We start from the raw sequence: 14,132 nt of genomic DNA on the forward strand, positions 1-14,132 counted from the left end.
AGGGAACCCTCCCCCGAACGGGTGATTAACGGGAACCTGCAGGCAGGTTGCCTTCGTGCAGGAAGGTGCCGATACCTTGCGCGGGCGGCAGATCTTCCGGCTGGCTGCCCCAATTCTGGTTGGGGCTATCGCCCATCACGAATTCAAGCGTGCCGCCACTGAGGATTTCCTCATGGGTGAGGTAGCTGCGATTGAACTCGCTGCCATTGAGGCGAGCAGACTGGATGTAGATGTTGTCGCGGCTGACATTCTGGGCCGTGACGGTGAACTGCTTGCCCGCACCCACATCGAGCGAGGCGGTTTCGAACATGGGGGTGCCAATCTCGTAGATGCCGGAGGAGGCATTGACCGGGAAGAAGCCCAGCGCCCGGAACACGAACCAGGCAGAGAGGGTGCCAAAGTCATCGTTGCCACAGATGCCGTCAGGGGTGTTCTTGTAGCAGACGTTGGTGGCTGCCACGATGGCGGCCTGTCCCTTCCAGGGCTGTCCTACGTAGTTGTAGAGGTAGGGCACATGGATATCGGGCTCGTTGCCCTGCACATGCTGTCCCACGTTGCCGGTGTTGAATACCGGGAACTGGTTGTCGCCAGCGTTGCGATCCGGATAGGTACTCCAATACTCGTCCAGCCGTTTGGCAAACAGTTCGCCCCGTTTGGCCTGAGGATTCTGGGTCTGGTCGAAGCGGGTCATCAGATCGACCAGGCCATGAATGTCATGTTGAACGCTGAAGGCGTATTGCCAGCCGTTGGACTCGGCGAATGACCAGTTGAACATGTCGGGGCGCCAATCCTTGCCCACTGCCCGGCCGGTTTTCGGGTCTACCCAACCGGCATCAATGAAGTTGCCAGCGTAGTCGCGGGCCTTGAACCACCCCTTGTACTGCTTGCCGCCAAAGTCAAACTGCGCCTGCCAGTTCTTGGATCGATCGGCAAACTCCTGATAGCGGGGGTCACTTTCGCCAAATACTGCCTTGATCGATTGGGCGATCGCCCAGTCATTCATGGAGTACTCCAGCGAGTAGGATGAGGTCCAGGCATCCTTGAAGGGGGAGTGAGATTCCCAGTCATTGCCCGGCGGTGTGTCATGCAACTGGGCAGGTACATAGCCTTGCTGCTCGTACTCCTTGATCCAGGCGACCCCCTGGCTGGTGGCTGCGCGGGCGTCGGTGATCATGGCGGTCACCAGTCGCTCCTTGATCTCCTGACGTTCCGCATCGCTGAAGCCCAGCGCGATCATCCGTCTGTCCAGCGAGCCTTTGGAGAGTACGTCGTGGATCACCGGCGTGGAGTGCATCCCCATCATCATGCCGGTCTCGTTACCCTTGAAGGTCCACTCCGGCAATCTGCCCTTGCGCAGGTTGCCCAGATCGTCCATCCACTCCTCCTCGGCGTAGGAGAGCATGGAGAGCACCACATCGGCGAGGCGATCCGGCTCCAGCAGTGACGAGAGGGGTTGTACTGCGCGGTAGGTGTCCCACAGGGAGAAGGTGTCGTAACGGGTAAAGTCCGCTTTGCCATCCCGGTTGGCATCGGCGGTGCGAACCGACTCCTTGAGGGTATCGATCCGCTCGCCCCACGGTGTGTTGCCATCCGGATAGGCGTTGCGCCCCTGATGCACCTGGCGGTAGCGCCCGTCCAGATCAGAGTGAATGGTCTGGCCCAGATAGGTGTGGTAGAGCGCGGTATAGAAGGTCTGTTTGTACTCCTCATCCCCACTGACCCGGATCTTGCCCAGCTCCTTTTCCCATTTTTGGGTCGCAGCCTGACGGACATCGTCAAACGACATATTGGCCACTTCGGTCATGTTGAGTGAGGCGCCAGCGTTGCCATCCCGGCCGATCTCGACGTTGGAGAGGGCTACCTTGGCCTCGACGACCAAGCCCGCCGCCGCGGTATCAAATTCCACATAGGCACGCGCGTACTGATATTTGCCACGGGTCTCGTTGCCGATCTCGGTGGTGCCTTCCGGCAGGTCCAGATAGCGGTTCTGGTCTTTGTCAAAGTAGGCGAAGCGGATGTTTTTGATGGGCTGGTCGAACTCCATCACGAAGAACTCTTTCTGGCTGGGGGCCCAGCCGTCAGAGAAGCGATGGCCCTCGATCCGGTTGTGGGTTTTGTCCCATTTCAGATAGGAGTCGGAGGTGTAGTCCCAGTTGACCTTGAAGCCGAGGTTGACCACGATTTCCGATTTTTTATCTTGCGGGAAGGTGTAGCGATGAACCCCCACCCGATCCGAGGCGGTCAGCTCGGCCTTGATCCCGTAATCCTTCAGATTGACCTTGTAGTAGCCCGCCGTTGCCTCTTCATCCTTGTGGCTGTAGCGGGAGGCCTCCAGATTCAGTGAGGCCGACCCCTCGTTCAGCATGAAATTGGAGCGTGAGTTGATCGGCATCACCAGAATATCGTTGAGATCTCCAGCTCCGGCGCCCGAGAGGTGAGTGTGGGAAAACCCGGCGAGGCGGTTGTCGTGGTAGTAATAGCCGGAGATATATTCCCAGCCATTGGCCCCATTATTGGGCGACAGCTGCACCATGCCATGCGGGGTAGTGGCACCAGGATAGGTGTTGCCTAAATTACCTGTGCCGATGAACGGATTGACGTAACGGGAGACGTTAGTCTCTTTATTGTTATCGACAGCGGTATCCGAGTCATTTTGACAACCGGATATACCAACCAGGCCAGCCAGTACGGCACACGCGAGCAGGGAACGTTTCAGTTTCATATTTGTCGCCACAGGTTAATGAAAGTAGGGTATCGAACGTATAAAAACAGATAATGCAGAACGCCGGGCCAGCCAATGAATATCTGCCGGATGAGAGAGCCATCTGCATGTATTACCCCGACTGTCACTGGATATAGAGGGTGACGGGGGGAATATCAGCCAGATAAAATGGATCTTGAAAACGATCTGGCCATACAGGCGGAAAAATAAATGCGCAGAAAAATAACAGGCACCCAGAGCCTGATTTAAAAAATCGCCCCTTACACTTATGAAATAAGTGGCTGAGCTGTGTTACATCTGGAATATATAAATGCTCTTAAAAGTTTTTCCTGCTGCCTGTAAATTAACGGTTTCTATTATTTCGTTGATTAATATCCTGGGACAGAGGAAAAAAATGGCATTAACTGGATTTTTATGACGTGTGGGGAAGGGTGTGAGCTGGCTCGCATAACTGCAGGGTGGCGTGACCAGGGAGGCTAAATGATATTAATCATTATAAGTCAGCGTGTTATTCTTCGATGTTGAGTTAAATGACCGATTTTGTGAGTCGTACCGGGCTCCACATGGTCAGATGAGCTGAAAAAAAGGGCCCTGCTGGGCCCTTTGAACAGAGGGTGATGAGCCGATGGCCCACCAGGATCAGCGGTTGCTGGCGCGGGCAAAACGCCCTTCAGCCGTCACGCGATAATCGCTGGTGCTGGCGGGTACAAATGCAGATTGCCCTATGGTCAGTGTCAGACGCTCGCCATCCTGGCCAATGAGGGTGATGGGCCCATCGATGGCGAACAGGATCTCGGCATTGCCGGTGGTGAGGGCATGTTCGCCTGCGCCATATACGCTGAAGGTGAAATCCGGTACCGGCACGTCGAAGTGCTGTACTGTGCCTTCCATGCGAGGGGTGAGCAGGATCTGGTCGTCCGGTTTGGCGACACAGCGGGTGCAGGCCAGCAGCTCCGGCACATCCATGTATTTGGGGGTCAGACCGGCACGCAGCACGTTGTCGGAGTTGGCCATGATCTCGAGGCCAGTGCCGTGGATGTAGGCGTGGGGGGTCTGGGCGTCGAGGAACATCGCCTGACCCGGCTCAAGTGTTACCACGTTGAGCAGCAACGGCGAGAAGAGCCCCACATCCCCCGGGTACTGGTTGGCCAGCTTGCTGATGGTGGCGAAAGTCTCTTCATCCTGATGGGCGGCGGCATAGGCCAGCAGGCCAGCCAGCGCCTCGTCCTTGCGATCACCGCTGAGGATCAGCAACTGGTGGAAGAAGTGCTGCAGGCCAGCTTCATCCTGTGACTGGCGAAGCGCCGCGGTCAGGTCGACCAGTGCGGGCAGCGCCATGCGATCGAACAGGGCCAGGATGGCCGGGATGGCGCGAAAGCCGTTCATCGCCTGATAGCGGGTGAGGGCAAAGACCAGCTCCGGCTTGTGGTTCGGATCCTTGTAGTTGCGGTTGCTCGCCTTGATATCGATGCCTGCGGCTTCTTCTTTGGCAAAACCGGCTTCGGCCTGTGCCTTGCTCGGATGTACCTGAATGGAGAGGGCTTGCTCGGCGCAGAGCACCTTGAACAGGAAGGGGAGTGAGCCGAAACGAGCCTGGGTAGCTTCGCCCAGCATGGCGACGGGGTTGGCGTCAATCAGGCTGGAAAGCTTCACGGTCTCGCCTGCCAGGGTCACTTCGGAGCAGCCATTGGGGTGAGCGCCCATCCACAGTTCAGCTTGTGGTTTGCCTTCGGGATTTTTGATGCCAAACAGCGTGGTCAGGGAGTCACGACTGCCCCAGACATAATCCTGGATCGGGTTGCACATTAGAAAAAACGGCGGGTAGCTCATGGATGGCTCCTTGTATCAGAACGATTTTTTGGGAATTTCAGTCTGGCGCGGACTATAGCATGGCAGGGGCAGCGCACCGCAATCGGTTGCTCTCTGCATCTTGATCAGGATCATTCATGAGTATCATCTTTACCCAGCTGTTGGACGGCTTTCTAAGTGAGGGGGGAGGCTTTGAGAAGGTGTTGTTTGCCTCTGACAAAGGGGTGCCTCCCTGCTTCAGTTATCAGGTCAATTTTCCGCGTCTCGAGCTGGTATTCAGTGGTCACTATCTCAACCAGATCTGGTCCCCGGAAGGGGATGTGCAGTCGGTACAGATGGGGCCGCGGGAGGCGATGTACATTCCCCCCAACGGCTGGAACAAGCCGGATTGGGACAATGACTGTTCCGTGCTCAGCCTGTTGTTCGGCAAGCGTCAGATAGGGTTCAGTCTGGTGAGCAAGCACAAGGGAGACACCGGCTTCTTCGATGTGCAGAAGCACAGTATTCAGGCCGGTGCCGGACGGGCGCTCGATCATATCCTGCTCTCCCTCAACACCCTTGCGCAGGAGCCGATAAGGGCACCGATGGACAATCACCTGCTGCAGGCGCTGCTCAGTTACTCACGGCAGTTGCTGGTGGAGTCGGAGAGCGGTCGTCCTCGTGGCTCCGATCTTTTTCACGGCATCTGCATCTACATTCAGGAAAATTTCCACCGCCCCATCAGTCGCGAATGCATCGCCGCCCGCTTCAATCTCTCCCCCAGCCATCTCTCACGCCTGTTCCGCCAGCAGGGGCACATGCGGCTAGCGGACTACATCAGCTGGGTGCGGCTGGAGCGGGCCAAGTTCATGCTGAAAAAGTATCGCTTCCGTCTCGAAGAGGTCGCCAATCGCTGCGGGTTTACCGACGTGAACTACTTCTGCCGGGTGTTCAAACAGAAGACCGGCTTGACCCCTTCCCAGTACCGTTCCCTGAGTCAGCCGCAGGCGGCGGCCAGCGAGCTGGAGGGATAACGGGGCTGTGTCGGGAAGGCGTGGTGACGGCGCACTGGCGGGTGGCTACCTCTTTGGTCTGACATGCTTTCTTGTCGTTTTATTATGAAAATGAATGGGCTAAGATGGCCGCGCGCAACAAACAAGTTGATAACAAACGGAAGTTAGGAGATGCCGATGGAAAGCAAAGTAGTAATCCCGACCCAGGGTCAGAAAATCACAGTCGATGCCAACGGCAAGCTGCAGGTTCCCAACCATCCGATCATTCCGTTTATTGAAGGGGATGGCATCGGTGTTGACGTAACCCCTGCCATGTTGAATGTGGTGAATGCTGCGGTCGAGAAAGCCTACAAGGGCGAGCGCAAGATCGCCTGGATGGAGATCTATACCGGCGAGAAATCGACTCATGTCTATGGCGAAGGTGCCTGGCTGCCGGCCGAAACCTTGGATTTCATTCGCGAATACTGCGTGGCCATCAAGGGCCCGCTGACTACTCCGGTCGGTGGCGGTATCCGCTCCCTCAACGTGGCCCTGCGTCAGGAGCTGGATCTCTACATCTGCCTGCGCCCGGTGCGTTACTACGACGGCACCCCGAGCCCGGTGAAACGTCCTGATCTGACCGACATGGTGATCTTCCGCGAAAACGCCGAAGACATCTACGCCGGCATCGAGTGGAAGGCCGACAGTGCCGAAGCGAACAAGGTGATCGCCTTCCTGCAAAACGAGATGGGCGTGAAGAAAATTCGCTTCCCCGAGTCCTGTGGTATCGGCATCAAGCCGATGTCCAAAGCCGGTACCGAGCGTCTGGTGCGTGCCGCTATCGAGTATGCCATCGACAACGATCGCGACTCCGTGACCCTGGTGCACAAGGGCAACATCATGAAGTTCACCGAAGGTGCCTTCAAGGATTGGGGTTATGCTCTGGCTCAGAACGAGTACGGCGCCCAGCTGATCGACGGCGGCCCCTGGTGCTCCTTCAAGAACCCGAAAACCGGCAAGACCATCGTCATCAAGGATGTTATCGCCGATGCCTTCTTGCAGCAGATCCTGCTGCGTCCGGCCGAGTATGACGTCATCGCCTGTATGAACCTCAACGGCGACTACATCTCCGACGCGCTGGCCGCTCAGGTAGGCGGTATCGGTATCGCGCCGGGTGCCAACATCGGCGATGGTGTGGCCCTGTTCGAAGCGACCCACGGTACTGCACCTAAGTATGCCGGTCAGGACAAGGTCAACCCGGGCTCGCTGATCCTCTCCGCCGAGATGATGCTGCGCCACATGGGCTGGGTTGAAGCGGCCGATCTCATCATCAAGGGGATGGAAGCGGCGATCCGCAACAAGACCGTCACCTATGACTTCGAGCGTCTGATGGAAGGAGCCACCCTGCGCTCCTGCTCCCAGTTTGCTCAGGACATGATCGACCAGATGTAATCTGCTGCTTGCCAGAAACGCAAAACCGGCGCCATGTGCGCCGGTTTTTTTATCGCGAAAGAGTGCAGGGGCTTATTGCGCCTGCTCTACGTGTTGCTGATAGCGTTGCTGCCATTTGCTGGTTTCTGCTTCATCACCCTGGGCCTTCCAGAAGGCGCAGATGGTGTTGGCAAGTTCCGAAGCCATCGCATGATCTCCGTCACGTCGACTCATCAGATAATCTCCCAGCCAGCTTTGATATTGTTTCATTACCCGATCTCCTTATCTCATGTGCCCTTGAGGGTGCCCACCTTGACGGGAGCCTGTCGGCTCATCCTGGGGGGAACATCATCAGGCATGATGGTGCAAAGTCACGACCCGGGCAGAGAGCCCGATGGGCAATCTGGCGGCGAACGTGACGCGAGATGTCAAAAAATGAGCGCCATTTTAGCACAAACTGACCAACTTGGGGAAATTGTCGCCATGGACTGCGACAGAACAGCCCCATCCCCTTGTTCTCAAAACAGAAAACCCGCCGTGAGGACGCGGTTGGTTTGGATGAAACCCGGGGAAACAGGGTGGGGAACCCTGTTGTGTCCGGTTGCATCGACGAGCTCGACACTTGGTTCTGGATGAGCAGTGTCATGGACTCAAGAAATGGTAGAGGGGGCATGCAAAAGGGCGTTATGCGGGAACTTGCTATGCGCGAAGCAATAGGGGGCAGCCTTGCTGCCAACAGATGGCTGGCAGCAAGGTGACGGTCGGGATCAGGTGGTCTTTTCCAGATGGTTTTGGTAAATCTGCTGCCACTTGTCCAGTTCGGTTTCATCTCCCTGTTGTTGCCAGAACTCGCAGATGGAACTCGCCATCTCGCATGCCATGGCGTGGTCACCGTCACGGCGACTCATCAGGTATTGCCCCAGCCAGCTTTGATACTGTTTCATTGCACGATCTCCTTATCTATTTAACCCTTGATACTGCAGCTGTGGGCCACTCGTCCGGCAGTGTTGCGCCACACTCCACTTTCGCCGCACGCTGCTTGTTATCGCCTCGCTTGTTGTCAATCAGGACAGAGAGCGTATGAGAAAAAGGCGAAAGTGTTAAAAATTGGCCACCACCTTATCACAAAATGGTGTGATATGCAGGCTTTGGGGCCAATTGAGTTATAAGCGTGGGTTGTGTGTCCCGATATCGCGACAGGGATTGACGGAGAGTATCGGCACGCAACTTGTGTCGCGAGCAGGCGTGTGGCCGGTTACTGGGTCACCCGACGCGCCTGCCAGTAGCGACTGTTCCAGTAGACGTTGTCGAGGCGGGAGCGGATCACTCCCTTGCTGGTGGAGGCGTGAATAAACTCGCCGGCACCTGTGTAGACCCCCACATGGTATTGCTGCCAGCCGGTCTTGAAGAAGACCAGGTCGCCGTGTTGCAGCCGGTAGCGATCCACCGGTTTGCCAATGCTGGCCTGAGATTCGGTGGTTCTTGGCAGGTTGAAGCCCAGCACCTGGCTGTAGGCGAGCTGGGTGAAGGCGGAGCAGTCTAGCCCGGCGCGGCTGGCGCCGCCCATGCGGTAGGGGACACCGCGCCATTGTTGGTAGAAGCCATCGAAGGCACTGCTCTGCCGGGGGGCCGGAGGTGGCTCCTGCGTGCTGGAGCAGGCGGCCAGCAGCAGAGTCAGCAGGGATAGCAGCAGCTTGCGATACATCGGGCTCTCTCCACGGACGGGTCTACCAAACGAGACATTGATCGAACGCCATATCCTGCCAAATCGTTCTGGCGGCAGGAGGGCACGCGACAACTTTTCCATCATAAACAGGGATCTGGCTCCAGACCTAGTCTCCGAGAGGAAAAATGTGGCGGTGAACTGAAAAACGCCAACCCGCGGGAGGGCTGGCGTTTGTTGTCACTCGTTGTGGCTGATCAGCGGTTTAAGCAGCTCGGCCAGCTTGTAGAAGGTCTGTACCCGGGTGGTGCTGGGGCGCCAGACCAGCCCAATCTCGCGATAGGAGGTCTCTCCCGGCAGCGGGATGGCCACCAGATCGGAGTTGGCAAGAATGCCTGCATCGATGGCCATCTGCGGCAGGAAGGTGGTGCCAAGACCCGCTTCCACCATCTGTACCAGGGTGTGCAGGCTGGTGGCGGCGAACGGGTTGATCTTGCTCTTGTCCCGCAGGCGACAGGCGCTCACTGCGTGCTCGGTGAGGCAGTGCTCCCGCTCCAGCAGGAAGATGCTCTGGTTGGGCAGCTCCTTGTAGTCGAACGGGGTATGCAGACCGGCCGCCATGCTGGCGGGCATCACCATGTGGAACGGATCCTGGCCGACGGTCTTGCAGTGAAATCCCCCGATCTCGATGGGCAGGGCGAGGATCAGCAAGTCGAGCTGACCCTGTTCCAGCTGCTTGAGCAGATTGCTGGTGGTGTCTTCACGCAGCAACAATTCGAGGTCAGGATAGGTTTTGCTGCACTCTTTCAGCAGCTTGCTGAGCAGGAAGGGTGCGATGGTGGGAATGCAACCCAGACGTACCGTCCCCTGCATCACGCCGCCCTGATGTTGCCCGAGCTCCATCAGATCCCGTGCATCGGAGAGCAAATTGCGAGCGCGCTCGACGATTTCCATGCCGACCGGGGTCATAATGAAGCTCTTGTGGTCCCGCTCCACCAGTTGCAGGTTCATCATGTCCTCCAGCGTCTGGATCCCGGTACTCAGGGTCGACTGGCTGACATGACAGGCCTTGGCGGCGCGGTTGAAGTTCTTGTGCTCATCGAGAGCGACCAGATATTGCAGCTGTTTGAGGCTGGGCCAACGTTGCATAGAAAAACCCGATTAATGCTATCTATTTAATTTGATTTAACTAATCTACCACCGGGTCTATAGTTTGTCGCTTGAATTAGATGGACTTGGCTCTAGGTAGCCCAATCCTCACCGGATTGTTCACTTCACATAAAGAGGAATTGAATATGGTATTGGTAGGCCGTCCCGCACCCGATTTTACCGCCGCAGCTGTTCTGGGTAATGGCGAGATCGTTGATTCATTCAACCTGTCATCCCACATCAAAGGCAAAGCTGCTGTCGTCTTCTTTTATCCGCTCGATTTCACCTTCGTCTGCCCGTCTGAGCTGATTGCCTTCGATCACCGTTATGAAGAGTTCCAGAAGCGTGGTGTGGAAGTGATCGGTGTTTCCATCGATTCCCAGTTCTCCCACAACGCATGGCGCAACACCAAAGTGGAAGATGGCGGTATTGGTCAGGTCAAGTACCCGCTGATCGCCGACGTGAAACACGAAATCTGCAAAGCCTATGACGTTGAGCATCCGGAAGCCGGCGTGGCGTTCCGTGGCTCCTTCCTGATCGACAAGAACGGTGTCGTTCGTCACCAGGTTGTCAACGATCTGCCGCTGGGCCGCAACATTGACGAGATGCTGCGCATGGTCGATGCCCTGCAATTCCACGAAGAGCACGGCGAAGTGTGCCCTGCTCAGTGGGAAAAAGGCAAAAAAGGTATGCAAGCCTCTCCGGACGGCGTTGCCAAGTACCTGTCCGAGAATGCTGACTCCCTGTAATCGGGCTGCACTCTCCTTGAAGAACCGGCGTCTTGGCGCCGGTTTTTTTATACCTGAGATTTATCCATCCTCTGACATAGTGGCCACACTCTTCTCGTTCCATCGTTCCATCGTTCCATCGTTCCATCGTTCCATCGTTCCATCGTTCCATCGCTCTTCTCGCTATTCCAAGCTGCCGTTCGCTGGCGTACTCGTCGTTTCGAAATGAGGTGCTGATCCGTATGGCTGGGTGGGGGATATGCCGACAGACAATAGCCATAAAAAAGCGCGCCATAGGCGCGCTCAGTTCACAAGCGGAGGTGTTATTCCTCAAAGATCCCGAAGTGATCCTTGGCGAAATTGACCCGCTGCTCCACGTTCATCTTCACCTGCCCCAGCTTCTCGATGGTCTTGAGATTGGGCACCAGGCCGCGACCGTTGGCGATCTGGATGGCAAGACCAGGACGGGCGTTGAGCTCCAGCAGCATGGGGCCGCGGAACTTGTCCAGCACCATATCGGTACCAATGTAGCCCAGACCCGACATCTCGTAGCAGGAGGCGGCGAGGGTGAGCAGGGTATCCCAGTGGGGCACCTTGAGCTCATAGAGGTCGAGGCCGGTATCCGGATGGTGGCGCAGCGGATTGCCAAACTGCACTGCCCGCAGGGCACGACCGGTACGCAGGCACAGACCCACCCCCACGGCGCCCTGGTGTAGGTTCGCCTTACCATCGGAGGCGGCGGTGGAGAGGCGCATCATCGCCATCACCGGGAACCCCTTGAAGATGATGACTCGGGCATCGGGTACCCCTTCGAAGGAGTAGCCGTCGAACACATCATCAAAGTTGATGAGGCCTTCGACCAGTGCCACGTCTGGCTTGCCGCCAAGCGAATAGAGCCCCGCCAGAATGTTGGAGACATGGCGCTCCAGATCCTGACCGGTAGAGGCGCTGCCGTTGGGTTTATAGAAGAGGCCATCTTCCTGACGCAGGATCACCAGGATCCCCTTGCCGCCCGAGCCACGGGCTGGCTTGATGCAGAAGCCCGGCCAATCTTTTACCAGCTCGGTGATGCGACCCACATCGTGCTGGGCACGGATGGTACCGATCAGCTCAGGCACGGTAACCCCTGCATCCAGCGCAATTTGCTTGGTCTGCAGCTTGTCATCCACCAGCGGATATAGGCTGCGCGGATTGTAGCGGCTGATGTAGGAGTGGTTGCGCTTGTTCATGCCGAGGATGCCTGATTGGGACAGGCTCCACGGGGTTGTGTATTTTTCCCAGAACCACATCGGTTACTTGTCCTTACCCGGGGTGACGCCAGATTTCATCTCGTCCACCAGCGGCTTGAAGCGCTTCAGTTCGCTCAGCTTGTAGCCGGTGTAGTTACCCATCAACAGCACGGTCGCCATCAGCACCAGCTGCAGGCCGAGGAAGTTGAAGGTGAGGTGACGAATAAGCTCGTTATCCATGGCCAGATAGGCGATGACAGCCACCAGCAGAGAGCCGCCGCCCTGGCGGAACACCTCTTTCGGGCCCTCTTCTTCCCACAGGATGGACATCCGTTCGATGGTCCAGGAGAGGATGATCATCGGGAAGAAGGTGATCTTCATGCCGTCGGTCAGCCCCAGCTTGAAGGCGAACGCCGAGAAGATACCGATCATCGAGATAACCATGATGATGATGGCCGATATTCGGGCGACCAGCAGCAGGTTAAGCCGAGACAGATAGGAGCGGATGATGAGACCGGTGCCGACGATAAGCAGGAAGCCGATGAGGCCGGTGACCAGCGAGGTCTGGATAAAGGCGACCGCGATCAGCACCGGCATGAAGGTACCGGAGGTCTTGATCCCCACCAGAACCCGCAGGAACACCACCATCAGCACGCCGATCGGGATCAGCAGCAAGCCCTTGAACAGGGTCTGCTCTTCCAGTGGTAGGCTGTGGATGGAGAAGTTCATCATCTCTGATTTTTCGAACTTCTGGGCCAGAGCAACGCTGACCGGCTGCTCCTGCTCGATCATCGAGAAGCTGACACGGGAGTTGTGACCACCGGTCACGTCCAGCAGGGCGCCGGAGTTGTATTCCCACAGCAGCAGGTTGGCCGGACGGCCCTGTTCACCGGTTTGCGGGTTGAACAGCTTGTAGTCGGTCGGGCTGTTGAATACCTGCAGGTAATCCACCAGCTCCTGACGACGGCGGCCATCTTCCAGATTCAGGGCATGCACCACGCGGGTGGGGACGTCAGCATTGTTGAGCAGCTCGGCGATCAGGTTGGCGCGGCTCTTGTGCTTTTTCAGCAGCTCGGCGTTCTGCTCCTGCTTCTCGATCTCTTTGATGATCTCGCGAGTCAGGGTGTAGCCGTCGGCAGAGCGCTCCTGGGCCCGCTCGAGGATCTGCTTCATCGCGGTGGCGTAAGGCTCACTCTCGATCTGCTTCTCGATGGCAGGCGGCTGCGGATTGGCGGCCGGTTTGGCATGGGCATCCGCCATCATGTCGACGCGGTAGTAGAGCTCCTGACGGCCGGAGGCGGTGCGGATGGACCACTCGGCGCGGGCATCGCCATCTTTCTCGACAAACGAGAGGCCGTAACCTGGGCTGGCGGCGTTCTCGTTCATCAGGGTGAAACCGGGCTGGGTGCCCGGAATGGCCAGAGAGGCGATCACCGGCTCACCGGTCGCCTCAAACTCCAGCTTGGCTTCGATGGACCAGATCTGGCGCTTTTCACCGGGCGTCAGGGGTACATCCAACGCGATATGGTGATAGATCGTCATCCCCAGGCCGACAATGTACAGCAGGGCTACCAGCAAATAGAACGGCTTACGGGAAACCATGGATTATTTCACATCCTTGAGCTTGGGTTTGGGTTGGATATATTCGCGGGCCACATCAACCACGGCGATGTCTTTCAAAAATTCGCGACCCAGCAGCACAGGGAAGGTCATGTCGCTACGGTCTTTCAGGGTAAATTCGGCTTTCTCGGTCATGTCGCCAATGCGCACGGCCAGACGCACCACCGGACGGCGGTCCAGATCGTCGGCAGAGGCCTGACGCACCCGTACATGACGTACCAGCGGCGCTTCGATCTGGATCTTGTCGTCCACTTCCTGATGGCTCAGGAAGAAGCGTACCCAGTTTTTGCCGTTGCGCTCGAAAATGGTGATCTCCTGCGCACTGATGGAGGAGGTGGTCGCACCGGTATCGACCCGCGCCTGGAAGGCGTCGTTGGCCGCATCAACCCAGATCCACTCGGCTTCACCGACCATTAGCTTGCCATCGATGGTGTGACCCTGATTGGGGGCCGGGCACTTCTCGGTGGGGATGGCCATCGGCTTGGGCGGCTCGGAGGGGAGGGTGGCGAGCTTGTGGTCTACTTGCTTGACGGACTCTTTCATATTGGTGACATCTGTGTTGAGCTGAACCAGCAGGTGCTGTTGCTGCACATACTGCTTCTGTTGCTGTTCCATGGATGTTTGCAGGCGCTGCTCGCTCTGGCTCAGCTCGTTACGAAGCTCGGCCAGCGTCAGAGCAGGGACCTGAGGCGCTTTTTCCATATTGACACACCCGCCGAGACTAAGCAGGGAGAGCAGGGTCATTCCTTTTAATTTGCTTTTCATGTCATTCATTTAACTGTGCTTCCTGGAATTGGGTCAGTGTAACTT

At 57.2% G+C, this 14,132-nt stretch carries 12 protein-coding genes; 3 read left to right on the top strand and 9 right to left on the bottom strand.

Annotation, left to right across the window (positions count from 1 at the left end; genetic code table 11):
• Positions 1-25: 25 nt before the first annotated feature.
• Together G5533_RS03930 and manA are read right to left on the bottom strand one after the other, a co-directional pair.
• Positions 26-2,722, bottom strand: coding sequence for a GH92 family glycosyl hydrolase (locus G5533_RS03930; protein ID WP_421309557.1), 2,697 nt, complete (start codon positions 2,720-2,722; stop codon positions 26-28).
• A gap of 639 nt (positions 2,723-3,361) precedes the next feature.
• Complete coding sequence (gene manA / locus G5533_RS03935) at positions 3,362-4,552, bottom strand: mannose-6-phosphate isomerase, class I (protein WP_201991827.1); 1,191 nt, start codon at positions 4,550-4,552, stop codon at positions 3,362-3,364.
• Between the two features lie 116 nt (positions 4,553-4,668).
• Between manA and G5533_RS03940 the strand changes: the two genes are divergently transcribed.
• Both G5533_RS03940 and icd read left to right on the top strand, forming a co-directional pair.
• Complete coding sequence (locus tag G5533_RS03940; protein WP_005347181.1) at positions 4,669-5,544, top strand: AraC family transcriptional regulator; 876 nt, start codon at positions 4,669-4,671, stop codon at positions 5,542-5,544.
• A gap of 156 nt (positions 5,545-5,700) precedes the next feature.
• Positions 5,701-6,954, top strand: a complete 1,254-nt coding sequence (gene icd, locus G5533_RS03945) for an NADP-dependent isocitrate dehydrogenase (RefSeq protein WP_005347179.1) — start codon at positions 5,701-5,703, stop codon at positions 6,952-6,954.
• Between the two features lie 72 nt (positions 6,955-7,026).
• Here the strand turns inward: icd and G5533_RS03950 are convergent, their stop codons facing one another.
• The 4 genes from G5533_RS03950 to G5533_RS03965 form a co-directional block, all read right to left on the bottom strand.
• Entirely contained in the window at positions 7,027-7,203 is a 177-nt protein-coding gene (locus G5533_RS03950; protein ID WP_005337712.1) for a hypothetical protein, read from the bottom strand.
• 497 nt (positions 7,204-7,700) lie between these two features.
• A complete protein-coding gene (locus G5533_RS03955) occupies positions 7,701-7,877 on the bottom strand; it encodes a hypothetical protein (RefSeq protein WP_335862975.1) in 177 nt (58 codons plus the stop codon).
• 311 nt (positions 7,878-8,188) lie between these two features.
• Positions 8,189-8,638: a C40 family peptidase gene (locus G5533_RS03960; protein WP_421254910.1), complete on the bottom strand. Its 450-nt coding sequence runs from the start codon at positions 8,636-8,638 to the stop codon at positions 8,189-8,191.
• Between the two features lie 198 nt (positions 8,639-8,836).
• Complete coding sequence (locus G5533_RS03965) at positions 8,837-9,745, bottom strand: hydrogen peroxide-inducible genes activator (RefSeq protein WP_005337702.1); 909 nt, start codon at positions 9,743-9,745, stop codon at positions 8,837-8,839.
• Positions 9,746-9,891: 146 nt separating this feature from the next.
• On the opposite strand from G5533_RS03965, the gene G5533_RS03970 reads away from it, so the two are divergent.
• Positions 9,892-10,494 carry a peroxiredoxin C gene (locus tag G5533_RS03970; protein ID WP_005337701.1) on the top strand — a complete coding sequence of 201 codons (603 nt, stop codon included), beginning with the start codon at positions 9,892-9,894 and terminating at the stop codon, positions 10,492-10,494.
• Between the two features lie 302 nt (positions 10,495-10,796).
• On the opposite strand, the gene G5533_RS03975 is transcribed toward G5533_RS03970, so the two are convergent.
• From G5533_RS03975 to G5533_RS03985, 3 genes are read right to left on the bottom strand one after another with little or no spacing between them, the layout of a single operon-like run.
• Complete coding sequence (locus G5533_RS03975) at positions 10,797-11,762, bottom strand: alpha-L-glutamate ligase-like protein (RefSeq protein ID WP_005353164.1); 966 nt, start codon at positions 11,760-11,762, stop codon at positions 10,797-10,799.
• A 3-nt stretch (positions 11,763-11,765) separates the two neighbouring features.
• The gene (locus G5533_RS03980; RefSeq protein ID WP_005337699.1) at positions 11,766-13,304 is read right to left on the bottom strand and encodes an inactive transglutaminase family protein; all 1,539 of its coding nucleotides are present in this window, start codon (positions 13,302-13,304) and stop codon (positions 11,766-11,768) included.
• Positions 13,305-13,307: 3 nt separating this feature from the next.
• Positions 13,308-14,096 carry an ATP-dependent zinc protease family protein gene (locus tag G5533_RS03985; protein ID WP_162895377.1) on the bottom strand — a complete coding sequence of 263 codons (789 nt, stop codon included), beginning with the start codon at positions 14,094-14,096 and terminating at the stop codon, positions 13,308-13,310.
• Between the last annotated feature and the right edge of the window lie 36 nt (positions 14,097-14,132).

The sequence above is a fragment of the Aeromonas sp. A600620 genome (genome assembly GCF_029479985.1).
Taxonomy (GTDB): Bacteria; Pseudomonadota; Gammaproteobacteria; order Enterobacterales; family Aeromonadaceae; genus Aeromonas; species Aeromonas veronii_A.